Below are 23,630 nucleotides of genomic sequence, written 5' to 3' on the forward strand. Positions count from 1 at the left end.
TAAAACAACGCTGCGCCAGGATGTCATTTGACTTTTTAGAGCATAGACTCTAAAAAGTCCCATATTACAATAAAACCGGAGCCGACCATGACTGCTGACATCGCCTACTTGCAGAACCTTCAGCAGCCCCTGGAAGAGCTCCAGACCCTGTTCGACGCCCAACGCGCGGCGTATGCAGCCAACCCGATGCCTCCCGCTGCCCAGCGCCAGCAATGGCTAAAAGCCCTGCGAGATCTGTTGAGCAATGAGCGTCAGGCACTGATCGATGCCATCAGCCAGGATTTCAGCCATCGCAGCGCCGATGAAACTTTGCTCGCCGAACTGATGCCCAGCTTGCATGGCATTCACTACGCCAATCAGCACCTCAAAGGGTGGATGAAGGCGTCGAAGCGCAAGGTCGGGATTGCCTTTCAACCCGCGGCAGCCAAAGTCGTTTATCAACCTTTGGGTGTGGTCGGGGTGATCGTGCCGTGGAACTATCCACTGTATCTGGCCATCGGGCCATTGGTAGGCGCGTTGTCGGCAGGCAATCGGGTGATGCTCAAGCTCAGCGAATCGACCCCCGCCACCGGTTTGTTGCTCAAGAACTTGCTGGGCCGAATCTTCCCGCAAGACCTGGTCTGCGTGGTACTGGGCGAAGCCGATATCGGTGTAGCGTTCTCCAGATTGCGTTTCGATCACCTGCTGTTCACCGGCGCCACCAGCGTTGGCAAACACGTGATGCGTGCGGCGGCCGAGAACCTGACCCCGGTGACCCTCGAACTCGGCGGCAAATCCCCGGCCATTGTGTCCCGCGACGTGCCGCTCAAGGATGCTGCCGAACGCATCGCCTTCGGCAAGACGCTCAACGCCGGGCAGACCTGCGTGGCCCCGGACTATGTGCTGGTGCCGGAAGATCGCGTCGGAGCTTTCGTCGAAGCCTATCGTCAGGCAGTTCGCGGGTTTTATCCGACCTTGACCGACAACCCGGACTACACAGCGATCATCAATGACCGACAACTGGCGCGCCTCAACGGCTACATCAGCGACGCCACCAGCAAGGGCGCGCTGCTGATTCCGCTGTTCGACAAAGGCCAGGGGCGTCGCATGAGCCACAGCCTGCTGCTCAACGTCAGCAACGACATGATGGTGATGCAGGACGAAATCTTCGGCCCGCTGTTGCCGATCGTTCCGTACAAGGATCTGGATCAGGCCTTTGCCTACATCAATGAACGACCCCGTCCGCTGGCCCTGTATTACTTTGGCTACGACAAGCGTGAGCAACACCGCGTACTTCACGAAACCCATTCTGGCGGCGTGTGCCTGAACGACACCCTGCTGCACGTCGCTCAAGACGACATGCCATTCGGCGGTATCGGCGCCTCGGGCATGGGCCATTACCACGGCCACGAAGGTTTCCTGACCTTCAGCAAAGCCAAAGGTGTGCTGATCAAACAGCGGTTCAATGCGGCGAAATTGATCTACCCGCCGTACGGCAAATCCATTCAGAAGCTGATTCAGAAGCTGTTTATCCGCTAACGATCATCCCCTTCGGGTAATAACAATAATGAGCCCAAGTCTGTCCGATACACCCGCGCTGTCACGGCGCGGCTTGCTTAAATTCAGCCTGGGTGCCAGCGCCTTTCTCGCCACCGCTGGATTGGGAGCGAGCCTCAGCGGCTGCTCGTCGAGCATTCCGGCCAGTGGTTTCGCGATTCTGCGCAGCGGTGACTTGCTGTTTCTGCGGGCACTGATTCCGGTGATGCTCGACGGCGCCGTGGCCGTCGAGAAAATGCCGGCGGCCGTCGATGGCACCCTGCACTGTCTGGATAACAGCCTGAATCACCTGTCGCCGGAAATGCTCAAGCTGACCCAGCAGTTATTCGATGTGCTGGGAATGGCCGTGACTCGCGGACCGCTGACCGGGATCTGGGGCAGCTGGGAAAACGCCAGTGCTGACGAGATCCGGCACTTTATCGATCGCTGGGAAAACAGCTCGTTAAGTCTGCTGCGCATGGGCCACAGCTCGCTGCAGCAGCTGGTGATGATGGCGTGGTACAGCCGGGCGGAGTCGTGGGCGCATTGCGGGTATCCCGGGCCACCCACGGTCTGAAACCGAGTTGACCCTATCGTCGGATCGCCGCCCGGAGCAAGCTCGGCTCCCACAGAATCCAAAATAAAAAGAGAACCTGAAGATGCCCGTACCCGATCCGTTCCGAGAAGGCCTGGCCCGTGGCTGGAAAACCTATAACGGTTCACAACTGACCCAGGACCTGACCCTCGAAGCGGACGTGGCGATTATCGGCAGCGGCGCTGGCGGCGGCACCACCGCCGAGATCCTCAGCGCCGCGGGCTACAAGGTATTGCTGATCGAGGAAGGCCCGCTCAAGACCAGCAGCGACTTCAAGATGCTCGAAGACCAGGCCTACACCAACCTCTATCAGGAAGGTATCGGCCGCATGAGCAAGGACGGCGCAATCACCATCCTTCAGGGTCGGGCGGTGGGCGGTACCACGCTGATCAATTGGACCTCAAGCTTTCGCACGCCGGACCCGACCCTCGACCACTGGGCCAAGGAACACGACGTCAAAGGCCACACGCCGGCCGAAATGGCGCCGTGGTTCGAGAAAATGGAGCAACGCCTGGGCGTCGCCCCCTGGATGATCCCGCCCAACGCCAACAACGACGTGATCCGCAAAGGCTGCGAAAAACTCGGCTACGCCTGGCATGTGATCCCGCGCAACGTGCGTGGCTGCTGGAATCTCGGGTACTGCGGCCTGGGTTGCCCGACCAACGCCAAGCAATCAATGCTGGTCACGACCATTCCGGCGACCCTGGAAAAAGGCGGTGAGCTGCTCTATCTGGCTCGCGCCGAAAAACTCTTGATCAGCGGCGACAAGGTCACAGGATTACAATGCGTAGCGATGGATGACCGTTGCGTCGCTCCAATGGGCAAGACAATCACGGTCAAGGCCCGGCATTACGTGCTGGCTGGCGGCGGGATCAACAGCCCGGCGCTGCTCATGCGTTCCGAGGCGCCCGATCCTCACACGCGGCTGGGTAAAAGGACTTTTCTACACCTGGTGAACATGTCGGCCGGGCTGTTCGACGAGGTGATCAACCCGTTTTATGGCGCACCACAGTCGATCTACTCCGACCATTTCCAATGGCAGGACGGCACCACCGGAAAAATGTCTTACAAACTCGAAGTGCCGCCGCTGCACCCGGCACTGGCCACGACCCTGCTCGGCGGTTTCGGCAAGGAAAACGCCCAACACATGGAAAACCTACCCCACACCCACGCCATGTTGGCGTTGCTGCGGGACGGTTTCCACCCGGACAGCCCCGGCGGCAGCGTCGAGTTGCGCGGTGACGGCACGCCGGTGCTCGACTATCAGGTTTCACCCTATGCCTGGGACGGATTGCGTCGGGCGTTCCACAGCATGGCCGAGATCCAGTTCGCGGGCGGTGCCAATGCGGTGATGCCCATGCACGCCGACGCTCGCTACGTGAAAACCCTCGCCGAAGCGCGCACGCTGATCGACGGCCTGAACCTTGAGCTGTATCGCACACGCCTGGGCAGCGCCCATGTGATGGGCGGTTGTGCCATGGGTGAAGAGCCGAAAAATGCCGTGACTGACAGCCTCGGCCGGCATCATCAGTTAGGCAATCTGTCGATTCATGACGGCTCGCTGTTCCCCACCAGCATTGGCGCAAACCCGCAATTGTCGGTCTACGGGCTGACAGCGCAGTTGGCAACTTCTTTGGCCGAACGTTTGAAAAACCCATGAAAATGGAGAATATTCCAATCGTCTATAGTGCTTTCTTACCCAAAAGGCGACTTGGCCGACCGGGAAGGCTGCGATACCATCCGACTCCCCAACGGACTCCCGCCAGGACGACGCGATGAACCGAGTGTTGTACCCAGGTACCTTCGACCCTATTACCAAGGGCCATGGCGATCTGGTCGAACGCGCCGCGCGCCTGTTCGATCATGTGATCATCGCCGTCGCCGCCAGCCCGAAGAAAAACCCGTTGTTTCCCCTGGAACAGCGTGTGGCGCTGGCCCGCGAGGTCACTAAACATCTGCCGAACGTTGAAGTCGTCGGCTTCTCGACGTTGCTGGCGCATTTTGCCAAAGAGAAGAACGCCAACGTGTTCCTGCGTGGTTTGCGTGCGGTGTCGGACTTCGAATACGAATTCCAGTTGGCCAACATGAACCGTCAGCTGGCGCCAGATGTGGAAAGTCTGTTTCTTACCCCGTCCGAGCGTTATTCGTACATTTCCTCGACGCTGGTTCGTGAAATCGCAGCCCTGGGCGGCGATATCACCAAGTTCGTCCACCCTGCGGTGGCGGATGCCCTGAACGAGCGCTTCAAGAAGTAACAACCGCTCAAGCGGCGCCCGCGTGCACTGCGGGCGCCAATGCGGCACAATTGTGCGCATTGGTTTATTGCGCCCGGGCCTTCCGCCCTGGCTGGAGTTAGCATGTCCCTGATCATCACCGACGATTGCATCAACTGCGACGTCTGCGAACCCGAGTGCCCGAACGCCGCCATTTCTCAAGGCGAAGAGATCTACGTGATCGACCCGAACCTGTGCACACAGTGTGTGGGCCACTACGACGAACCTCAGTGCCAACAGGTTTGCCCGGTGGATTGCATCCCGCTGGATGAAGCGCATCCAGAGACTGAAGAGCAGTTGATGGCGAAGTACCGGATCATTACCGGTAAGGCTTGATTCATTTGGCGCCCGTGAGGGCGCTATCGCGAGCAAGCTCGCTCCCACAGTAGATCTTCGGTGTATGTCACAACGCACATCCCCTGTGGGAGCGAGCTTGCTCGCGATAGGGCCATCAGCCACACCAAGAAGTAACTGACACTTCACTCCCGCCGCTCAAACCCCTCCCCGATACACCCCAGACACCGCACGAACGCCGCTTTCGCCGGGTCGACCACCAACGCCTGCCCCGCATCGCCAACGCCGCCACCCAGCGCGGTAAACGGCAATGACACCACAAATGCCCCCGCACCGATCACCGTCGCCACGACCAGCAAGGGTCGGGCGATCAGCAAGTCGCCAAGCATGGCGTACGCCGGGGGATTCTGGATGGTGTAACGCGGGTCACCGCTGCCGGTGTTTGCCGCCAGCACTGGCGCGCCGACACTCAGCAGCAACGCGACGACAAAGGTTCGAAACAGGTTCATGACGCGGTCCTTCGGCTAGGCAGTGAGCACTGACTATAGACCGCGTGAGGTATCAGCTCTGACAGCGCGGGCAAAAGACGCTGGCGCGCTGCCCAAGCTTCACGTCCCGCAGCTCCGTCCCGCAGACCTTGCACGGCTTAGCGCCGCGGCCATACACGAACAGTTCCTGCTGGAAATAACCCGGTTGACCGTCACCACCGATAAAGTCGCGCAGCGTGGTGCCGCCGCGTTCAATAGCGGCAGCCAGGATGCGTTTGATCTCGATCGCCAATTTCAGATAACGCGCCCGAGAGATGCTCTTGGCCTCACGACGCGGGTCGATACCTGCCGCGAACAACGCTTCGGTGGCGTAGATATTACCCACACCGACCACCACCGCGTTGTCCATGATGAACGGTTTGACCGCCATGGATCGACCGCGGGACTGCTGGAACAAGCGCTCACCGTCGAACAGGTCGGTCAACGGCTCCGGCCCCAGGCGAATCAACAATTCGTGGTTGAGCGGGTCGAGGCTCCAGAGCATCGCACCAAACCGTCGCGGGTCGGTGTAACGCAAAGCCAGGCCGGATTCCAGCTCGATGTCCACATGCTCATGCTTGGCCACCGGCGTGCCGACTTCCACCAGACGCAGATTTCCCGACATGCCTAAATGGCTGATCAGCGTGCCGACTTCGGCATTGATCAGCAGGTACTTCGCGCGTCTTTCCACCAGCACGATGCGCTGGCCAGACAACCGCACATCCAGGTCTTCAGGGATCGGCCAGCGCAGGCGCCGGTCACGCACGATCACCCGGCTGACGCGCTGGCCTTCCAGGTGCGGCGCAATCCCGCGGCGGGTGGTTTCGACTTCAGGCAGTTCCGGCATGGTGCTCTCGAATCAGACTGTGCAACGCTCAGCGGTGAGTGCCAAGGTCGCGAATCGTTTGTTTGAGGGTCTCGAAGTCGTAGTCCGAGAGGCCGACGTAATCGAGAACCAAAGACCCGATGCTGTCCCACTCATGATCCTCGGCCTGGTTGCCCAGCACTCGATAGGACGCACAAATGTGCTCGGCCATTTTCAGGATTGCCAGCAGGTTTTTCAGCTGGCTGTTGCGCGACGACTCATCGCTGAAGATCGCCAATGCATTGTGATGATTGGCGATGGCGGCGGTCACATGCTCCGGCAGGCGCCAGGATTTGGCGGTGTAATAACCCACCACCGCATGGTTGGTATTGAACACCCGATTCTCCGTGTCCACCACCCGGCATTCAGCGCTGGCGCTGGCATAGGCTTCTTCCAGAACGGTCATGTAGTTGGGAAAACGCTGGAGCATCAGCGGCACGCCGCAGTCATGGAACAGACCCAGGGCGTACGCTTCATCGCCAGCCTGGGCGCCGATGCGCTTGGCCAAGCTCAGGCAGGTCATCGCCACGTCCTGAGCGGTGTCCCAGAAACGATTCAAGGTGACGATGGTGTCGTCGTTCATCTCGCCTTTGATCGACTGCGCGTTGATCAGGTTAATGATCGAGCGGCTGCCCAGTAGATTCACTGCACGCTGAATCGAGGCGATCTTGTTGCTCAAGCCGTAATACGGCGAGTTGACGATTTTCAACAAGGCGCCAGAGAGGCCCGGGTCCTGGGAGATCAGCTTCGCTATCACCTCCAGATCGGGATCGGGCATGTACTGTTCCATCTGCAAATCCACCATGATCTGCGGCTGGGCCGGCACGCTGATGCCTTGCAGGGATTGTTGAATCTGTTCGGAAGTCAGCTCTTGGGCCATAAGTACACACTCTGGGACAGGCGGCGATTCTAACCCTTATAAAGTTGGATCCGACACCTTGGCCGGTACATCGCCTGAAGTTTCATCAAAGCCCGGGCGTTCCTCACCGCATGTCCATCCGCCAAACCGTGGCCTTGCGCAACACGCTATACTCCCGCTCTTTTTTCCGGAGCGACGTCATGTCCCTGCCCAGCCTGCGCCTCAAAGCCAACGCCGACCGTCGCCTGCGAAATGGCCATTTGTGGGTCTATAGCAACGAAATCGATGTAGCCGCAACTCCTTTGCACGGTTTCAAGGCCGGCGACCAGGCGATCCTCGAAGCTGCCGGCGGCAAACCGCTGGGCATCGTTGCCATGAGCCCGAACAACCTGATCTGCGCCCGCCTGCTGTCGCGCGACATCAAGTTGCCGCTGGACAAGTCGCTGCTGGTGCATCGCCTGAACGTTGCCCTGTCCCTGCGCGATCGTCTGTTCGACAAGCCGTTCTATCGCCTGGTCTACGGTGACTCCGACCTGTTGCCAGGCCTGGTGGTTGACCGTTTTGGCGACATTCTGGTGGTACAGATCGCCTCGGCAACCATGGAAGCTCATAAAGAAGACGTGATCGCAGCGCTGACCCAAGTGCTCAAGCCAAGCGGCATCCTGTTCAAGAACGACTCTGCTGCCCGTGATGCCGAAGGCCTCAATCGCTACGTCGAAACCGTGTTCGGCCTGGTGCCGGAGTGGGTCGCGCTGGAAGAGAACGGTGTGAAATTCGAAGCACCCGTTATCCAGGGGCAGAAAACCGGCTGGTTCTATGACCACCGCATGAACCGCGCGCGTCTGGCTCCTTATGCCAAAGGCAAACGCGTACTGGACCTGTATAGCTACATCGGCGGCTGGGGCGTGCAAGCGGCTGCGTTCGGCGCCAGTGAAGTGTTCTGCGTCGACGCGTCGGCCTTCGCCCTCGACGGCGTCGAGCGCAACGCCGCGCTGAACGGTTTTGCCGACAAAATGACCTGCATCGAAGGCGACGTGTTCGAAGCCCTGAAAGAGCTGAAAGCCAGCGAAGAACGCTTCGACGTGATCGTTGCCGACCCGCCGGCATTCATCAAACGCAAGAAAGACATGAAGAACGGTGAAGGCGCCTACCGTCGCCTGAACGAGCAAGCCATGCGCCTGCTCAGCAAGGACGGCATCCTGGTCAGCGCTTCGTGCTCGATGCACCTGCCCGAAGACGATCTGCAAAACATCCTGCTGACCAGCGCCCGTCACTTGGACCGCAACATCCAGATCCTGGAGCGCGGCGGTCAGGGCCCGGATCACCCGGTTCACCCAGCCATCGCCGAAACCCGCTACATCAAGAGCATCACCTGCCGTCTGCTGCCAAACAGCTGATTACGCCGGTTTGACGGGGGGCCAACCGGCTCCCCGTTCTATTTCCGTTACTGAATTTTCCAACTTCCTACTCCCGCCGTCTTACTAACTTGCAGGACGTTTCGCGCTGTCTTTTATTTTAGCGGACAAAACTTACAAGATTCATCCAGCCCCACGATTGATCCGACAAAATTACTGGAACATTCCTACCAAATACCCCCTTGATAAGAACTCATTACAAACTATGATTAAGCTGTCACAAAGGAGTGACACTCACTATCACTTACAAGGAGTTCAAAACATGAAAGCAATTACTCTGGAAGCAAACAAAATCGCCAACCTGTCTTTTCTGGTTGCTCCAAAAGCCCGCTAAGTAAATGAGACGCTGGGGAGTGCCGGCTACCCAGCGTTTTCTATTGTACGGACCAGAGTGAGTTGCCCAACATGCAGATTAACCCTTATATATTCATACTGCCTCGTTCGCCCGGCCAAATAGTCTGGGATTACAAAAACCACAAACAATTCGAATTAAACCTGGAATACTCAACCCGTCTCGCACACCTTATCGACAATCCCGAAAGGTTTGACCAAAACAATACAATAGACAATCAATTTGTAAGCGCAGGAATACTAACACCTTCAATACAAAACCCTATTGAATGGGGCTGGGATGAACTATCGAAGATATTTCATATCGGCACCAAGAACATCCCGTGTGAATATGTCCCCCAAGATATTAATGAATGGTCGAGACACTATCTGGACCATTGCGCCGAAGTACTGGCCACCCCTGCTCCAGAGAGCAGCCTCAATGAGCGCCCGACAAGCGAGCGGATTTCCCTGCCTCAACCTTCCTGCTTCCCGGTAAACGCTCTTGTAAAGACGTTGATCGAGCGAAAGACCTGTCGCACCTTCACGGGTGAAAGGGTTTCCCTCGATGATTTGAGCACTCTCCTGTATTTGTCCCTTGGCTATCTGCGTGAGCGCGAAAACGATATCGACGAAACCATCGCAGAAGGTCATGGCGCCCGGCGTAGCAGTCCATCCGGTGGTGGACTGAATGCGTGCGAAGGTTTTCTTCATGTTCAGAACGTCAGCGGCCTGAATCCCGGGCTTTACGCCTACCACCCCACCGATCATGCGTTGAGCTTCCTCAATCCGCTGCCTGACTCGCCCTTGGGGCAGTTGTTGTGTGGGCAGCATTTCATCAACAACCTTCCAGTCGGCCTGTTCATCACCGCCCGCTTCGACAAACTGTGGTGGAAATATGAACACTCGCGGGCGTACCGAATGGCATACGTCGAGGCAGGCCATATTTCCCAGACCTTTCAACTGGTGGCCACCGCACTTGGGTTGAGCACCTGGCTGACCGGTGCGTTGGCAGACGATCAGGTCGAAACGTTGCTGGGGATCGAGGACAGCGCCGAACAGCCGTTGTTTTTTGTTGGTTGTGGCCAGAGTGACGGACAAGCAATGTGCAAAGAATTGAAAGCGCTGCTGAGCAGCCGAGGCTCACACCAATGACCGAGCCCCGCACAGAAGACCTTTCCCTTCCCGACGCCTGGGCCCAGCGCTTCACCCTCGGCGACTGGAACACTCGAGCCTCGGTACGAACCAGCGAGCACTGCTATCAATTGCCATCAGACCTGGAACGGCAGCTGGAAACACGACACTGGTTCCCGCCGGCCTTCCTGCCCTACCTGAGCCACCCGGCAATCGAAGCAGCAGGCAGCGCGATCGTCCATCGATTATCGGCCAATCATCTGGTGTATTTCCTCGACTACACCACCCGACTCGAACATCGGATCGTCAACCGCTCCGTGGAAACCATCGTCCACGATGAGCTCGGTGCGTCCATCCCCCGACGAATGAAAACGGCCGCCCTCCAGCTCTATACCGATGAGGGTTATCACGCCCTGTTTTCCAATAGCCTCGCCGAGCAGATAGCCGACCTCTACGGCATGACCCAACGCCCAGTGATGCCGCACCGCATTACCCGACTGAACGCCCTCATCGACCACACCCCGGACAGGCATAAGTCGCTGGCCTGGTTTCTCGTCGGCTTCGTGTCCGAGACAATCATCGCCAGTGAACTGCTCGAGGTTTGCCGCAACGGGCTGGTGTCCAGCGTCCAGGAAATGCTCAGGGACCACCTCACCGACGAGGCCCGACACAGTCGCTACTTTTGCGAAGTGTTTCATTATCTGTGGCTGACACTGAACAGCAGCCAACGCACCTTCGCCGCAAAGTTGCTGGTAGACGTCATCCCGATGTTCTTTGAGGTCGATGAGCGATGGCTGAAGGAAAGCCTGAACAGCGTGGGCCTCGGCGAGAATTGCGTCGCAGAAATCCTCAGTGCCCTGACCGGGCCGCAAGCCTGCCTTCAACGCTCCCGATCGGGTGCAGGCGCGACGTTTCAGGCAATGGAAAAGGCAGGTTTTTTCGACCTGCCTTCCAACCAGCAGCTCTTCGTAAAGGCAGGACTTGTCGATGGATGAAGGAAAATCCGCAGTCAGTGCCAAAAACCGCCGGGCCACGGTCATTCTGTTGATGTCCATGACGCTGCTCGGCGTCTTCCCCCTTGATGTGGTGCTCCCGTCCTTTCCCGTTCTTTCTGACTACTTTCAGACTTCACCGTCCGAGATTGCCCTGTCCGTCAGCGTGTTCGCCATGGGTCTGGCGTTGTCCGTGGTGCTGGTCGGACCGTTGTCAGATTTGTGGGGGCGCAAGAAGCTGCTGCTGGCAGGTATCGCAATCGCGGTGGTCGGTGCGACGGGTTGCCTGGCTTCCAGCGAGTACAACTGGTTTCTGTTCTTTCGCGTGATCCAGGCGGTTGGTTGCGGATCGTTCGTGCTGTCACAGGCACTGGTTCAGGATTTGTTCGTCGGCAAGGAACAGGAGCGAATCAGAATCTGGATGGTGACGGGCGGCGGGGTGTTCATATCGATTTCGCCCCTGCTGGGGGCCTGGTTGCAATCGCAGCTAGGCTGGCAGGGCAGCTTTTATGTGTTTATCACACTGGCCGTCATTGTCTGGCTCAAAGCCTGCTTTCTGCTCAAGGAACACCCGCACCGTCATACGGCGTCGCAGGGACGCTTTTTCAGTGCCTATTGGCGGGTGTGCTCGGATCTGCGCTTCATGGGTTACTGGCTAATTTCAGCTTTGGCCTTTGCCTGCCATTTTTCGTTCATCGTCATTTCACCGATCATTTTCATGGAACGTCTGGCGCTTTCATCGTACGAATTTGCCTGGGCGTTATTGCTGTATGGCGTGGCCTATGTGTTCGGCGGGATTGCCGCCAGCGCCCTGCATCGGCACCTGCAAGCCAACACGCAGATAGCTATCGGTCTGGGTCTGATCGCGTTGTCAGGGTTGATCATGCTGTGGTTGGCGGATCAGTTCGGCCTCTCTGCTGCCGCGATACTGATACCCATGCTGATTTGTACAGCAGGCACCACCATTGCCAGACCTATCGCCAATTCCAAAGCCATGAGTCTCTACCCACAGAACGCCGGAACGTCTACCTCGGTCGGCGGCGTGCTGATTTTCATGTTCGGTGGCGTGATCAGCGTGGTGATCAATCTTGCGTACGACGACCTGACCACGGCGCTTGCCTTGTGTTTCCTGACCTTGAGTGCCGCGGGTCTTGGCTTGAATGTACTGATCACACGGCGGCATCTGGCACTGAAGGTGGGCTGATAGCTGCCGGTCGTCATCCCACACGCTCTGTCAGCACTGGATCGACACTTCCCGGCATTCCCTCCTGACGCCAGCCGTGTAGAATCGCGACATTCATCGCCAGTCATCCCCCGGCGGGTTTATGAGCTCAAGCTGAAGCGCGCGGCGATCCCGCAAAGTTATCGGCAACTTCCGGACACACGGCCATTTCTGAGTGTTCCAGACGTCAATAGAAGCTCACTTCCCTTTTGATACCTGATTAGCCGCCCGGAGTGCTTCATGCCTGATTACCGCTCGAAAACATCCACCCATGGCCGCAACATGGCCGGCGCCCGCGCACTGTGGCGTGCCACGGGGATGAAAGATGACGACTTCAAAAAGCCGATCATCGCCATTGCCAATTCCTTCACCCAGTTCGTACCGGGCCACGTGCACCTCAAGGACCTGGGCCAACTGGTCGCCCGCGAAATCGAGCGCGCCGGCGGTGTAGCGAAAGAATTCAACACCATTGCCGTGGATGACGGCATCGCCATGGGTCACGACGGCATGCTCTATTCGCTGCCGAGTCGCGAGATCATCGCCGACTCCGTCGAGTACATGGTCAACGCCCACTGCGCCGATGCGATCGTCTGCATCTCCAATTGCGACAAGATCACCCCGGGCATGCTGATGGCCGCCCTGCGCCTGAACATCCCGGTGATCTTCGTGTCCGGCGGCCCGATGGAAGCCGGCAAGACCAAACTGGCCAGCCATGGCATCGACCTCGTCGACGCCATGGTGATCGCCGCCGACTCCAGCGCTTCTGACGAGAAAGTCGCTGAGTACGAGCGCAGCGCCTGCCCGACGTGCGGCTCGTGCTCCGGCATGTTCACCGCCAACTCGATGAACTGCCTGGTCGAAGCCCTCGGCCTGGCATTGCCGGGCAACGGTTCGACCCTGGCCACCCACAGCGACCGCGAGCAGCTGTTCCTGCAGGCCGGTCGCACCATCGTCGAGCTGTGCAAGCGTTACTACGGCGAGAACGACGAGTCGGTGTTGCCGCGCAACATCGCCAACTTCAAGGCGTTCGAAAACGCTATGACCCTGGACATCGCCATGGGCGGTTCCACTAACACCATCCTGCACTTGCTGGCCGCGGCCCAGGAAGCCGAGATCGAGTTCGACCTGCGCGACATCGACCGTCTCTCCCGTCACGTGCCACAACTGTGCAAAGTTGCGCCGAACATCCAGAAGTACCACATGGAAGACGTGCACCGTGCCGGCGGGATTTTCAGCATCCTCGGCTCGCTGGCCCGTGGAGGTCTGCTGCACACCGACCTGCCGACCGTGCACAGCAAAACCCTGGCCGAAGGCATCGCCAAGTGGGACATCACCCAGACCAGCGACGAAGCGGTGCATCACTTCTTCAAGGCCGGTCCGGCGGGCATCCCGACGCAAACCGCGTTCAGCCAGTCGACCCGCTGGGAAACCCTGGACGACGACCGTGAAAACGGCTGCATCCGCAGTGTCGAACACGCCTACTCGAAAGAAGGCGGCCTGGCCGTTCTGTACGGCAACATCGCGCTGGACGGCTGCGTGGTGAAAACCGCCGGTGTCGACGAATCGATCCACGTCTTCGAAGGCAACGCGAAAGTCTTCGAAAGCCAGGACAGCGCCGTACGCGGCATCCTCGCTGACGAAGTGAAGGCTGGCGACATCGTGATCATCCGTTACGAAGGCCCGAAAGGCGGCCCGGGCATGCAGGAAATGCTGTACCCGACGTCGTACCTGAAATCCAAAGGCCTGGGCAAAGATTGCGCCCTGCTCACCGACGGCCGTTTCTCCGGCGGCACCTCGGGCCTGTCCATCGGCCACGCTTCCCCAGAAGCGGCGGCGGGTGGCGCGATCGGTCTGGTGCAGGATGGCGACAAAGTGCTGATCGACATTCCGAACCGCTCGATCAACCTGTTGATCAGCGACGAAGAAATGGCCGGCCGTCGTGCCGAGCAGGATCAGAAAGGCTGGAAGCCTGTGGAAAAACGTCCACGCAAGGTGACCACCGCACTGAAGGCCTACGCTCTGTTGGCAACCAGCGCCGACAAGGGTGCCGTGCGTAACAAGGCGATGCTCGACGGGCTGTGATGCTTAACCGTTGAACAAAAAAATGCCCCGCCAAGTGCGGGGCATTTTTTTGTGGCCAACTCGGTCAAGTGTGGGAGCGAACTTGCTCGCGAAGGGGTCATCACATCCAGCATCGATGTCGACTGATCCGACGCTTTCGCGAGCAAGCTCGCTCCCACAGGGGATTGTGTGTCGATCACAATAGTGTGGCCTTACACAGTTCCTGTGGGAGCGAGCTTGCTCGCGATGGGAGCGCCTCGGTTTTACTGAATCTCTTCAGGCTTCACGATCACCCAGTTTTTGTCCGCCGTAACTTGCAACCCTTCCTTGGCCTGAGCTGCGGCGTGCTTGGCCATCATGCCGTTAATCTGGGTCATGTATTTGTCTTTGCGGTTGACCCACAAGTGGATGCCACCCTTGGCCACGTCGACATCGTGGAACAGCATGTAACCGTCGCTGGTCGGCGTATCGCCGCCCACGAGTACCGGCTTTTTCCACTCATCGATGTAGGTCAGGATCGCCGCGTGTTTGCCGGCCATCCAGGTCGCCGGAGTCCACAGGTACGGGGTCAGTTCGAGGCCGAGATTAGCCTTCTCGTCATACTTGCCAGCGGTGATTTGCTTGCGCGCCGTGGTCAGTTCGCCAGACTTGGGATCCTTGAGCAGCAAGCTCACGCCGATCACGTTCTGCGGTTTCACGTTGTAGCCGTACTTCGGATCGGCGGCGACCATCCGCACCAGTTCTTCGGAGGCGGCGGTCATCACGTAGACCTCGATGCCGTTCTCCATCAGCTTGTTGTAGAGCTCTTTCTGGCCGGTGAAGATTTTCGGCGGGTTGACGTCGAGTTTCTTGACCACGTCGCCTTCGTAGTAAGTTGCCGGCACCGGTTTACCGGACGCCATCAACTCATCGACGTAGCCTTTGAGTTCCTGGAGGGTGAAGCCGGAAAACACTTGGGCGACCCATGGGTAGCAAACCATGTCGTCGAGTTCGCAGAGGCGATAGTAGTAGCTGAACAGGCTTTCCTTGTGGTCGGCAGTGTCTTTGAACGGCATCAGTTTCAGGGAGGGGTCGAGTTTCTCGCGGGTGATCAGACCCTTGTTTTCCATGAACGGCAGCAACGACTCTTCGAGGTCGTAGCGGTAACTGGTGTTGTCCATGTCGAACACCGCGTAGTTACCTTTGTTGGCGTTGGCGGCAATCATTGCGTCCAGCGCCTTGGCCTGATCGGCTGGCCAGTGTTTCAAATCCGTAGCGAATACCTGGCCGGCGAGGCCCAGGCCCAAACTCAATCCCAGTGCAGCAACCAGAAATTTCGGTGCGAGCTTCATCGGCATGCTTTCCTTATTAAAAGACCCTGATTCAAAGATATCGACGCTAACAAATTAGTGTGACGGTTCCCGTCTGCCTGCGACCGCTCACGTCCCTATTGCGTCAGCTGCATCCCTGACAGCGACAGCTACTTATTCCAAAAACGACAGTAATCAGATGTTTTTGATATTAATTCATTAGATATCAGCCTGTTACGCTCGCCGGTTCGCGGCTACCCCGATCGTGATCCCGCTGGTGTTTTCCTCGATCCTCAGCGCCGTGGCCCACTGCACGCCGGTGCTGACGTTTGCCTTCACCAGCCGCTCCAGCGCCGCGACGATTCCGCTGAGCATCGAAGCCCAGACCAGCCGTTTGGGTATTCCACAGTCCATCGCCAGTTTCGCCGCGTCGTTCGGCGCGACCATTGGCCAGAATGGCTGTGCCGGTCTGTACCCGGCAATGTTGGCGGTGATGGTTACGCCGACCGTGGGCATCAACCCGCTGGACCCGCTGTGGATCTTGACGTTGGTGGCGATTGTGACGCTGAGTTCGGCCGGTGTGGCCGGCGTCGGTGGTGGCGCGACGTTTGCCGCGCTGATCGTGCTGCCGGCGATGGGGTTGCCGGTGTCACTGGTGGCTTTGCTGATTTCGGTCGAGCCGCTGATCGACATGGGACGTACGGCGTTGAACGTGAGTGGTTCGATTACCGCCGGTGCAATCACCAGCCAGATCATGCAGCAGACGGATAAAGAACTGCTGGATGCGGATGAGCATGGGGCGTTGGCTCAGGCGTAATTAGCGCCTGCCAGGACGCCATCGCGAGCTTGCTCCGGGCGGCGATCCGACGATGCTTTTAGGCCTTTTCCCACACCTCGAAGTTGTACGCTGGCTTGTCGCCTTCCGCCGGATTTGGCACGTTCGACACCAACTTCCACGCCGTCAAATCAAACTCCGGAAACCACGCATCCCCTTCCGGGTTCAACGCCACACGCGTCAAATACAACCGATCAGCCTCAGCCAACCCCTGCGCATACAACTGCGCCCCGCCAATCAGCATCACCTCATCGACGCCCTGCTCGTTCGCCCATTCCTGCGCCCGAACCACCGCCGCCTCAAGCGACGGATAAACCTCCGCGCCTTCGAGTTGCAGATCCGCCTGACGGCTGACCACGATGTTCAACCGGCCCGGCAACGGGCGACCAAGGGAATCCCAGGTCTTGCGACCCATGATGATCGGCTTGCCGAGGGTGGTGGCCTTGAAGTATTTGAAGTCCCCCGGCAGGTGCCAGGGCATGCTGTTGTCGACGCCGATCACACGGTTTTCACCGAGGGCTGCGATCAGGCTGAGGGGGAGTGATTTAGTCATGCCGGCGAGGATACCAGAGCCTCCCGTACCCCGATAAGCGTCACAGCGGTTATGCTCACCGTTCAATTGAGCGACGGGATGGCGCGTGACTGAACTGACTCCACTGCAAAACCTCTGGCTGACAGAGACGGTGCGCCTGCGTGAAGAACACGCCGGACCCCTGGATGATCTGGAAGCCAACCGACTGGCCCGCAGCGCGGGCGGCGATCTGCCGACACGTATTGCGCGCCGCGCCCTGTGGCTGGCCGAACGCGATGGGCTGACCAGCGCCCTCAAACATTGGCTGCAAGGTGCGCGACTGGCATTGTTGGTACTGGCTGTTCTCGCCATCGCCAGCGGCGCCGGCCTGGCGTTTGCCGCGCTGGGCAACGGACAAACCCCGGTCAATGTGTTCTGGGCCTTGGGCAGTTTGCTGGGGCTGAACCTGATTCTATTGCTGAGCTGGGCATTGGGCCTGGTCTTCGCTGGCGAACACGGCGCCACCCTCGGACGCTTGTGGTTATGGCTCAGCGACAAATTCGCTCGCGATGCCAAAGCCGCGCAACTCGCGCCGGCCCTGCTGCTATTGCTGCAACGAAAAAAACTCAATCTCTGGGCGATCGGTGTACTGGTCAACGGTTTGTGGCTGCTGGCGATGCTCAGCGCCCTGGTGATCCTGTTGATGCTGATGGCGACCCGGCGTTACGGCTTCGTCTGGGAAACCACCCTCCTCAGCGGCGACACCTTCGTCGTCATGACTCAAGCCCTTGGCGCCCTGCCGGCCGTGCTGGGTTTCAATGTTCCGACGGTGGAAATGATTCGCGCCAGCGGCGACGCCGCATTGAACATTGAAAGCGCCCGTCAGGCCTGGGCCACATGGCTGGTAGGCGTGTTGGTGGTCTACGGTGTTTTGCCACGGCTGTTGCTGGCGCTGTTTTGCCTGTGGCGCTGGAAAACCGGTCAAGCGGTATTGCACCTGGATCTGAACCTGCCCGGTTACGCCCAGTTGCGCGAACGGCTGATGCCTACCAGTGAACGCCTGGGCATCAGCGACGCTGCGCCAGAGCAACTGAACCGTATCGAAAACGGTGTCAGCGACCTGCCAAGCGATGGCGCGCTGTTGGTGGCCATCGAGCTGGACGATCAACGCCCCTGGCCGCCGCCACTGCCGAAAACCGTGAGTAACGCCGGCATTCTCGACAGTCGCGAATCGCGGCACAAACTTCTCGAACAGCTGAGCCGCTTCCCTCCTGCCCGTCTGGCCATCGCCTGCGATCCGCGACGTTCGCCGGACCGCGGCAGTCTGGCACTGATCGCCGAACTGGCTCGCAACGCCAGCGCCACCCGCGTCTGGCTGCTGCAAGCACCGCAGGGCGAAGCGCTGGATGCCGAAAGACTGGGCGACTGGCACGTGGCGCTGCGACAGCTGGACCTGCCGTTCGCCGATTGCGCGCCGTTGAACTGGCTGGAGACCGGTCATGACTAATCCCTGGACACCGCCCTTGAAACTCGCCGTGGTCGGCCACACCAACGTCGGCAAAACCTCGTTGCTGCGCACCCTGACCCGCGATGTCGGTTTCGGTGAGGTGTCTCATCGCCCCAGCACCACGCGACACGTCGAAGGCGCACGGTTGTCGGTGGATGGCGAGCCTTTGCTCGACCTCTACGACACCCCCGGCCTGGAAGACGCCATCGTTCTGCTCGACTACCTCGAGCGTCTGGAGCGGCCGGGTGAACGCCTCGACGGCCCGGCGCGTCTGGCGCGATTTCTTGAGGGCAGCGAAGCCAGGCAGCGTTTCGAACAGGAAGCCAAGGTGCTGCGGCAACTGCTGACCTGCGACGCCGGTCTCTACGTGATCGACGCCCGGGAACCGGTGCTGGCCAAGTACCGCGACGAACTGGAAGTGTTGGCCAGCTGCGGTAAACCGCTGCTGCCGGTACTGAATTTCGTCAGCAGCGCCAACCACCGCGAACCGGATTGGCGCGAAGCGTTGGCACGTCTGGGCTTGCATGCGCTGGTGCGTTTCGACAGCGTCGCACCGCCGGAGGACGGCGAACGTCGGCTCTATGAAAGCCTCGCGCTGCTGCTGGAAAACGCCCGCCCACAACTGGAACGCCTGATCGCCGATCAGCAAGCCCAACGCCAGGCCCGGCAACAGAGTGCGGCGCGGCTGATTGCTGAATTATTGATCGACTGTGCCGCCTGCCGGCGCAGCGTGGTCAGCGAAGCCGAGCAAGAACAGCAAGCCATCAACGAACTGCGCAAAGCCGTTCGACAACGGGAACAACGCTGCGTCGAAGCGCTGCTCAAGCTCTACGCCTTCCGTCCACAGGATGCGGCGGCCAGTGATCTGCCGCTGCTTGATGGCCGCTGGGGTGACGACCTGTTCAACCCCGAAACCCTGAAACAGCTGGGCGTGCGAGTCGGTGGTGGTATCGCTGCCGGCGCGGCAGCCGGGGCCGGCGTCGACCTGTTGGTGGGCGGGCTGACCCTTGGCGTAGCAGCATTGGCCGGGGCCATTGCTGGCGGAGCTCTGCAAACCGCCCGCGGTTATGGCAGCCGGTTGCTGGGCAAGATCAAAGGCCAGCGAGAGCTGACCGTGGATGACAGCGTGCTGCGGCTATTGGCATTGCGTCAGCGGCAACTGCTGCAAGCGCTTAATGCGCGTGGGCATGCCGCGATGGACAGCATTCAGGTAGCCACGCCCCAGGACAAAACCTGGCGCGACGGCAAACTACCCGAGGCACTGAACAAGGCGCGGGCGCATCCGCAGTGGTCGTCGCTCAATCCTCATCCGAAGCTGAGCCAGGCAGAACGGCAGGAGCAGGTTGAGGTATTGGCGCAGCAACTATAGATCTGCGGTGTTGGGGCCCTTCGCGAGCAGGCTCGCGAAGGGCCGCGACTTGGTCTCGTGGAGTGATCGCTACCAACCAACCTTCAAAAATTCTCGCACCAGCGACGCGACTCGTCGCCGATCCGTGCGATCCGACCGCCCGTCATTATCTACATCCGAACTTAATATCAGCTCGAAATCCCCATCGTTATCAAGATCACGGGCAGCTGCTTTATAGGCAATCGTCAGCCCTTCATGAAAATGCAGCCGCACCGTTTCCGGCGTGTCATCACCGTTGGGATTTTCCGAGAAGATCCGTAAATGGCGCTCCTCGCCTTGCCCTTCACTGAACCAGGCACACTTCAAATACGTCTTGCCGAAGTTCTTGAGCCACCGAAGTTCAGCGTCCGTTGCCTCACGCTGCAAATGATCACTCTCAAAAAACCGGTAACGCACGATTCCGGCCTGCCCTTGACCGATAGGCTCCTGGGCGATCACTTTCAAGTAGCGCGTCCTCGCGCTCACTTCCATTTGAACTTCAGGTAAGTGGCGCTCAGCAACGATACCAACTCACGGTCCACGGCATCAGTATCGCCATCGTTATCCACATCAAAGCGGATCGTCCAGTCCAGTGTGCCGTTGTTATCCGTGTCGTAGGCAGACGCAGTGTAGGCCAGCGTCTTGTCAGTCGGTTTCCCATTGCCTTCGTGAAAGTGCAAACGCACGGTATCCGGGCTGCCATCTTTGGCAAAATCCTCGACGAAGATTTTCAGATAACGTTTTGTGCCAGCGCCTGGATTGAACCAGTTGAGTTTGAGACAGGCATTGGCGAAGGTCTTCAGCAGACGTTGGTCAACACTGTTTTCCCTGCCGTCGTTAGTGACGTCGCCCATTTTGTAATCGACGTTGCCATCGGCATCGAAATCCAGTGCGAAGGCTTTGTTGACCAGGACATCTTCGCCTGGCGTACAAGCCGATTCATAGAACTGCAGCAAAACAGAATCAGGCCGACCGTTGCCGACTCGATCCTGAACGGTGACTTTCAAATAGCGCATGAGCATTCCCTGGCAATTAAAGAAGCTCAAACACTAGCGGCTGGAAAGCCCCGTAGCCATGGATCGACTTCGCCGTGACAAGTAGGGCCTTTCGCTAAACACCCGCCGCAAAAGATGTCTCCGTTGAAGGAGACGTGCTCTTGGCCAGCAACGCCGATGCTTTTGCCTTCAATATCTGAAGGTCGATCACCGGCCCCCCCATCTCCTTCGCCAACTCATCCCACTGCCTCATCCGCAAACTGACCGCACACAACGGGTCCTGCTCGAAGGCTTCTGCTTCTTCAAGGGTCATCACTCCACCCTGGTATTCCAGGGTCCGGCGACTGGCTTCGCTCAATCTCTCGTAATACCCAGGCTCTTTGAGCGTCAGATAACGCTTGGCCTGAACGTGGTATTCCACCAGCCGCGCCATGCGCTCGCTGAAACCTGCGCGGCGTAGATAATCCGCGCCCAACCGCTCGTGACTGACCACGCCAAAGCCACCCATGTTCTCGGCACTCTCTGCGCAGATATGGCCGATGTCGTGGAAGAACGCTGCCAGCACCACTTCATCATCGAAACCCTCGGCCATCGCCCGTTCGGCCGCCTGGGACATGTGTTCGATCTGCGACACCGGCTCGCCGATGTAATCGCTCTCGCCAAAGCGCTCGTACAGACCAAACACCTCGGCGATCACTTGCTCATTGCGGTCCATCAGAGGTCTCCCAACACAGTCGCGACATTACGTTCAGCCATCGCCGGCCCGACGCTCATGCCGACACCCGTGTGCATCAGTGCCACGCTCACACCCGGCATCGGGCGCAGGAACGAGAACGGCCCCGGTCCCCGAGAACCATAGACACCCTGCCAGCGTTCCACCACTTGCACCTTGCAACCCAGGGTGTGTTCCGCGAGCTCAATCATCCAATGGTCCACCTGCTCGGCATTGAACGGCGACGGATCGCGGCCGTAATGGTGGGAGTCGCCGATGATCAATTCACCGTGAGGCGTCGGGCTGATCAGCAGGTGAATGCCGTTTTCATGCAGATGCGGTTCCTCTCGCAGGATTTGCGCGTGCACCGCCGCCGCTTCCGGCAGATCGGCGAAGGCGCCGTAGTGCACGCAGCTCAAACCGGTGAGCAAGGCGTGTTGCAGGTTCAGGTTGATTTGCGGCCGAGCGCGGAGCATTTGCAGGCGACAGATTTGCGGGTTGAGTTCGGCGATCGGCTCGGCCAGCAGCGTCTGATAATCGTGACCGGAACAGACGATGATCTGTTCGGCGCTGAAGGTTCCGGCGGTGCTGTGCAGGCGGCCCGGCTCGATATCGCGCACCAGCGTGGAGAAGTGAAACGCGACGCCAAGCTCGCGGCGCAGGTAGTCGATCAGCGCCGGAATCGCTTCGCGCGAATACAACTGCTGATCGTCCATGCCGTGCAACGCCGCGCGATGATGGCTGAACTGACCTCCGTACACATCGCGTAACGCAGCGCCGCGCAGCAGGTCGACGCGGTAACCGTGTTCCATGGCGCGGCCGGCGCAAAAAGCTTCCAGCAGGTGTTCTTCCGCTTCGGTGCGGGCAAACAGGTACGAGCCGTTGCGCTTGAGTTGCAGACCGGCGAGCTGCGCCCATTGGCCCCAGATCTCGCGGCTGGCCTTGGCCAGTTCGAGCATCGGGCCCGGTGGTTGGCCGGTGACCAGTGCCTGGCCGAAGTTGCGTACCGAGGCGCCCAAAGGCGTTTCGCTGCGTTCGAAAACGGTGACCTTGAGACCGCGTTTGGCGGCAGCGTAGGCGTGGGACAGGCCTAAAATGCCAGCGCCTACGATCAGCATGTCGTTGTGTTGTGTCATGAAGTTTTGCCCTGAATTCGAAGCCGCCTTCGCGGGCAAGCCTCGCTCCTACAGGGGAACGCGTATCCCTGTAGGAGCGAGGCTTGCCCGCGAAGGGGCCCTCACAGCCGATGAAGATCTTACTTGGCAGCCACTTTCTCGGACTTGCCGTCATAGCGCTTGCGCCACTCGGTCAGGATCTCGTCGCGATTCTTCGACGCCCAGGCAAAGTCGTTCTTGATCAAGCGCTGCTCATAATCCGCCGGCAACTCGGTCTGCGGCTTGGCAATACCTGGCTGCGCGAGCACCGCGAAGTTCTCTTTATAAAGCTCCATCGCCGCCGGACTGGCGGAGAAGTCAGCCAGTTTTTTCGCCGCGTCTTCATGCGGTGTGCCCTTGATCACAGCCGTCGCTTCGATCTCCCAGCCCAGGCCTTCTTTCGGCAGGATGATGTCCAGCGGCGCGCCTTGGCGTTTCAGTTGAACGGCCGGGTATTCAAAGGAAATACCGATCGGGAATTCACCCGCCGCCGCCAGCTTGCACGGCTTGGAACCGGAGTGAACGTACTGGCCGATGTTCTGGTGCAGGTCGTCCATGTACTGCCAGCCCTGCTTCTCGCCGAAGGTTTGCAGCCAGGCGCTGACGTCGAGGAAACCGGTGCCGGACGAGGCCGGGTTGGGCATGACGATCTTGCCTTTGTACTCAGGCTTGGTCAGGTCCTGCCAGCTCACGGGTTTGCTCAAGCCCTGCTTTTCGGCTTCGACAGTGTTGAAGCAAATGGTCGCGGCCCAGACGTCCATGCCGACCCAGGCTGGCGGGTTGGCGGCGTCGCGGTAGTTGCCGCCGATCTTGCTCAGGTCCTTCGGCGCGTAGCTTTGCAGCATGCCTTGCTGGTCGAGGATCGCCAGGCTAGAAGCCGCCAGGCCCCAGACCGCGTCAGCCTGCGGGCGGGCTTTTTCGGCCAGCAGCTTGGCGGTGATGATGCCGGTGGAGTCGCGCACCCACTTGATCTCGACGTCCGGGTTGGCCTTTTCGAAGGCTTCTTTATAGGTCTTCAGTTGTTCGGCTTCGAGGGCGGTGTACACCGTCAACTCGGTTTTCGCAGCGTAAGCGTTCAGGCTGAAAGCGGTGAGGACAGCAGCGGCCAGGGCCATAGGCTTGAACATGATCTTTTCCTGTTTGAGTTGAGGGGTTGAA

Annotated in this window: 23 protein-coding genes; 13 read left to right on the top strand and 10 right to left on the bottom strand. The window is 59.3% G+C overall.

Going from position 1 to position 23,630, the window contains the following annotated elements; genetic code table 11:
- The first annotated feature begins 87 nt into the window (after positions 1–87).
- The 5 genes from ACYZT7_RS30465 to ACYZT7_RS30485 all read left to right on the top strand — a co-directional run bounded on the left by ACYZT7_RS30465 (position 88) and on the right by ACYZT7_RS30485 (position 4,719).
- The gene (locus ACYZT7_RS30465) at positions 88–1,518 is read left to right on the top strand and encodes a coniferyl aldehyde dehydrogenase (protein ID WP_462039349.1); all 1,431 of its coding nucleotides are present in this window, start codon (positions 88–90) and stop codon (positions 1,516–1,518) included.
- A 28-nt stretch (positions 1,519–1,546) separates the two neighbouring features.
- A complete protein-coding gene (locus ACYZT7_RS30470) occupies positions 1,547–2,092 on the top strand; it encodes a twin-arginine translocation pathway signal protein (protein ID WP_462039350.1) in 546 nt (181 codons plus the stop codon).
- 82 nt (positions 2,093–2,174) lie between these two features.
- On the top strand, positions 2,175–3,770 hold the full coding sequence (locus tag ACYZT7_RS30475; RefSeq protein WP_462039351.1) for a GMC family oxidoreductase: 1,596 nt from the start codon (positions 2,175–2,177) through the stop codon (positions 3,768–3,770).
- A gap of 115 nt (positions 3,771–3,885) precedes the next feature.
- Positions 3,886–4,365: a pantetheine-phosphate adenylyltransferase gene (coaD, locus tag ACYZT7_RS30480; RefSeq protein ID WP_008150570.1), complete on the top strand. Its 480-nt coding sequence runs from the start codon at positions 3,886–3,888 to the stop codon at positions 4,363–4,365.
- A 102-nt stretch (positions 4,366–4,467) separates the two neighbouring features.
- Entirely contained in the window at positions 4,468–4,719 is a 252-nt protein-coding gene (locus ACYZT7_RS30485) for a YfhL family 4Fe-4S dicluster ferredoxin (RefSeq protein WP_010466792.1), read from the top strand.
- A 143-nt stretch (positions 4,720–4,862) separates the two neighbouring features.
- Here the strand turns inward: ACYZT7_RS30485 and ACYZT7_RS30490 are convergent, their stop codons facing one another.
- From ACYZT7_RS30490 to ACYZT7_RS30500, 3 genes are read right to left on the bottom strand one after another with little or no spacing between them, the layout of a single operon-like run.
- Positions 4,863–5,186 carry a multidrug transporter gene (locus ACYZT7_RS30490; protein ID WP_462039352.1) on the bottom strand — a complete coding sequence of 108 codons (324 nt, stop codon included), beginning with the start codon at positions 5,184–5,186 and terminating at the stop codon, positions 4,863–4,865.
- A gap of 52 nt (positions 5,187–5,238) precedes the next feature.
- Positions 5,239–6,051 carry a bifunctional DNA-formamidopyrimidine glycosylase/DNA-(apurinic or apyrimidinic site) lyase gene (mutM, locus tag ACYZT7_RS30495; protein ID WP_462039353.1) on the bottom strand — a complete coding sequence of 271 codons (813 nt, stop codon included), beginning with the start codon at positions 6,049–6,051 and terminating at the stop codon, positions 5,239–5,241.
- Positions 6,052–6,079: 28 nt separating this feature from the next.
- Positions 6,080–6,895, bottom strand: a complete 816-nt coding sequence (locus ACYZT7_RS30500; protein ID WP_462041885.1) for an HDOD domain-containing protein — start codon at positions 6,893–6,895, stop codon at positions 6,080–6,082.
- A gap of 233 nt (positions 6,896–7,128) precedes the next feature.
- Between ACYZT7_RS30500 and ACYZT7_RS30505 the strand changes: the two genes are divergently transcribed.
- The 5 genes from ACYZT7_RS30505 to ilvD all read left to right on the top strand — a co-directional run bounded on the left by ACYZT7_RS30505 (position 7,129) and on the right by ilvD (position 14,103).
- Complete coding sequence (locus ACYZT7_RS30505; RefSeq protein ID WP_282381575.1) at positions 7,129–8,325, top strand: class I SAM-dependent rRNA methyltransferase; 1,197 nt, start codon at positions 7,129–7,131, stop codon at positions 8,323–8,325.
- Positions 8,326–8,748: 423 nt separating this feature from the next.
- Positions 8,749–9,828: a SagB family peptide dehydrogenase gene (locus ACYZT7_RS30510; protein WP_462039354.1), complete on the top strand. Its 1,080-nt coding sequence runs from the start codon at positions 8,749–8,751 to the stop codon at positions 9,826–9,828.
- Positions 9,825–10,802, top strand: a complete 978-nt coding sequence (locus ACYZT7_RS30515; protein WP_462039355.1) for a diiron oxygenase — start codon at positions 9,825–9,827, stop codon at positions 10,800–10,802. Before ACYZT7_RS30510 ends, ACYZT7_RS30515 begins: the two co-directional genes overlap by 4 nt.
- The gene (locus ACYZT7_RS30520) at positions 10,795–12,003 is read left to right on the top strand and encodes an MFS transporter (protein WP_462039356.1); all 1,209 of its coding nucleotides are present in this window, start codon (positions 10,795–10,797) and stop codon (positions 12,001–12,003) included. Before ACYZT7_RS30515 ends, ACYZT7_RS30520 begins: the two co-directional genes overlap by 8 nt.
- A gap of 258 nt (positions 12,004–12,261) precedes the next feature.
- The gene (gene ilvD, locus ACYZT7_RS30525) at positions 12,262–14,103 is read left to right on the top strand and encodes a dihydroxy-acid dehydratase (RefSeq protein ID WP_462039357.1); all 1,842 of its coding nucleotides are present in this window, start codon (positions 12,262–12,264) and stop codon (positions 14,101–14,103) included.
- 242 nt (positions 14,104–14,345) lie between these two features.
- Here ilvD and ACYZT7_RS30530 read toward each other — a convergent pair whose 3' ends face one another.
- The gene (locus ACYZT7_RS30530) at positions 14,346–15,413 is read right to left on the bottom strand and encodes an HAD family hydrolase (RefSeq protein WP_462039358.1); all 1,068 of its coding nucleotides are present in this window, start codon (positions 15,411–15,413) and stop codon (positions 14,346–14,348) included.
- A gap of 181 nt (positions 15,414–15,594) precedes the next feature.
- Here ACYZT7_RS30530 and ACYZT7_RS30535 point away from each other — a divergent pair, with 181 nt between their 5' ends.
- Positions 15,595–16,188, top strand: a complete 594-nt coding sequence (locus ACYZT7_RS30535) for a cation:dicarboxylate symporter family transporter (protein ID WP_462041886.1) — start codon at positions 15,595–15,597, stop codon at positions 16,186–16,188.
- Positions 16,189–16,246: 58 nt separating this feature from the next.
- On the opposite strand, the gene ACYZT7_RS30540 is transcribed toward ACYZT7_RS30535, so the two are convergent.
- Entirely contained in the window at positions 16,247–16,759 is a 513-nt protein-coding gene (locus ACYZT7_RS30540; protein WP_462039359.1) for a dihydrofolate reductase, read from the bottom strand.
- Between the two features lie 85 nt (positions 16,760–16,844).
- Between ACYZT7_RS30540 and ACYZT7_RS30545 the strand changes: the two genes are divergently transcribed.
- A complete protein-coding gene (locus tag ACYZT7_RS30545; protein WP_462039360.1) occupies positions 16,845–18,224 on the top strand; it encodes a DUF2868 domain-containing protein in 1,380 nt (459 codons plus the stop codon).
- Positions 18,217–19,593 carry a GTPase/DUF3482 domain-containing protein gene (locus tag ACYZT7_RS30550; protein ID WP_462039361.1) on the top strand — a complete coding sequence of 459 codons (1,377 nt, stop codon included), beginning with the start codon at positions 18,217–18,219 and terminating at the stop codon, positions 19,591–19,593. Before ACYZT7_RS30545 ends, ACYZT7_RS30550 begins: the two co-directional genes overlap by 8 nt.
- Before the next feature lie 69 nt (positions 19,594–19,662).
- Here ACYZT7_RS30550 and ACYZT7_RS30555 read toward each other — a convergent pair whose 3' ends face one another.
- The 5 genes from ACYZT7_RS30555 to ACYZT7_RS30575 form a co-directional block, all read right to left on the bottom strand.
- Entirely contained in the window at positions 19,663–20,070 is a 408-nt protein-coding gene (locus tag ACYZT7_RS30555; protein ID WP_462041887.1) for a hypothetical protein, read from the bottom strand.
- 23 nt (positions 20,071–20,093) lie between these two features.
- A complete protein-coding gene (locus tag ACYZT7_RS30560; RefSeq protein WP_462039362.1) occupies positions 20,094–20,627 on the bottom strand; it encodes a hypothetical protein in 534 nt (177 codons plus the stop codon).
- Between the two features lie 94 nt (positions 20,628–20,721).
- Complete coding sequence (locus tag ACYZT7_RS30565) at positions 20,722–21,321, bottom strand: phosphonate degradation HD-domain oxygenase (RefSeq protein WP_462039363.1); 600 nt, start codon at positions 21,319–21,321, stop codon at positions 20,722–20,724.
- Positions 21,321–22,454, bottom strand: a complete 1,134-nt coding sequence (locus ACYZT7_RS30570; RefSeq protein ID WP_462039364.1) for a TIGR03364 family FAD-dependent oxidoreductase — start codon at positions 22,452–22,454, stop codon at positions 21,321–21,323. The genes ACYZT7_RS30565 and ACYZT7_RS30570 overlap by 1 nt, the downstream gene beginning before the upstream one ends.
- 119 nt (positions 22,455–22,573) lie before the next feature.
- Entirely contained in the window at positions 22,574–23,599 is a 1,026-nt protein-coding gene (locus ACYZT7_RS30575) for a putative 2-aminoethylphosphonate ABC transporter substrate-binding protein (RefSeq protein ID WP_462039365.1), read from the bottom strand.
- Positions 23,600–23,630: the final 31 nt, after the last annotated feature.

This window comes from Pseudomonas sp. RT4P38, assembly GCF_054897765.1.

Bases quoted from the DNA above. Each gene is read 5' to 3' on its own strand.
- ACYZT7_RS30540 (WP_462039359.1), bottom strand. From the start codon at position 16,759: ATGACTAAATCACTCCCCCTCAGCCTGATCGCAGCCCTCGGTGAAAAC.
- ACYZT7_RS30485 (WP_010466792.1), top strand. From the start codon at position 4,468: ATGTCCCTGATCATCACCGACGATTGCATCAACTGCGACGTCTGCGAA.
- ACYZT7_RS30565 (WP_462039363.1), bottom strand. From the start codon at position 21,321: ATGGACCGCAATGAGCAAGTGATCGCCGAGGTGTTTGGTCTGTACGAG.
- ACYZT7_RS30550 (WP_462039361.1), top strand. From the start codon at position 18,217: ATGACTAATCCCTGGACACCGCCCTTGAAACTCGCCGTGGTCGGCCAC.
- ACYZT7_RS30530 (WP_462039358.1), bottom strand. From the start codon at position 15,413: ATGAAGCTCGCACCGAAATTTCTGGTTGCTGCACTGGGATTGAGTTTG.
- ACYZT7_RS30575 (WP_462039365.1), bottom strand. From the start codon at position 23,599: ATGTTCAAGCCTATGGCCCTGGCCGCTGCTGTCCTCACCGCTTTCAGC.
- ACYZT7_RS30490 (WP_462039352.1), bottom strand. From the start codon at position 5,186: ATGAACCTGTTTCGAACCTTTGTCGTCGCGTTGCTGCTGAGTGTCGGC.
- ACYZT7_RS30505 (WP_282381575.1), top strand. From the start codon at position 7,129: ATGTCCCTGCCCAGCCTGCGCCTCAAAGCCAACGCCGACCGTCGCCTG.
- ACYZT7_RS30465 (WP_462039349.1), top strand. From the start codon at position 88: ATGACTGCTGACATCGCCTACTTGCAGAACCTTCAGCAGCCCCTGGAA.
- ACYZT7_RS30560 (WP_462039362.1), bottom strand. From the start codon at position 20,627: ATGCGCTATTTGAAAGTCACCGTTCAGGATCGAGTCGGCAACGGTCGG.
- ACYZT7_RS30520 (WP_462039356.1), top strand. From the start codon at position 10,795: ATGGATGAAGGAAAATCCGCAGTCAGTGCCAAAAACCGCCGGGCCACG.
- coaD (WP_008150570.1), top strand. From the start codon at position 3,886: ATGAACCGAGTGTTGTACCCAGGTACCTTCGACCCTATTACCAAGGGC.
- ACYZT7_RS30510 (WP_462039354.1), top strand. From the start codon at position 8,749: ATGCAGATTAACCCTTATATATTCATACTGCCTCGTTCGCCCGGCCAA.
- ACYZT7_RS30475 (WP_462039351.1), top strand. From the start codon at position 2,175: ATGCCCGTACCCGATCCGTTCCGAGAAGGCCTGGCCCGTGGCTGGAAA.
- ACYZT7_RS30570 (WP_462039364.1), bottom strand. From the start codon at position 22,454: ATGACACAACACAACGACATGCTGATCGTAGGCGCTGGCATTTTAGGC.
- ilvD (WP_462039357.1), top strand. From the start codon at position 12,262: ATGCCTGATTACCGCTCGAAAACATCCACCCATGGCCGCAACATGGCC.
- mutM (WP_462039353.1), bottom strand. From the start codon at position 6,051: ATGCCGGAACTGCCTGAAGTCGAAACCACCCGCCGCGGGATTGCGCCG.
- ACYZT7_RS30470 (WP_462039350.1), top strand. From the start codon at position 1,547: ATGAGCCCAAGTCTGTCCGATACACCCGCGCTGTCACGGCGCGGCTTG.
- ACYZT7_RS30515 (WP_462039355.1), top strand. From the start codon at position 9,825: ATGACCGAGCCCCGCACAGAAGACCTTTCCCTTCCCGACGCCTGGGCC.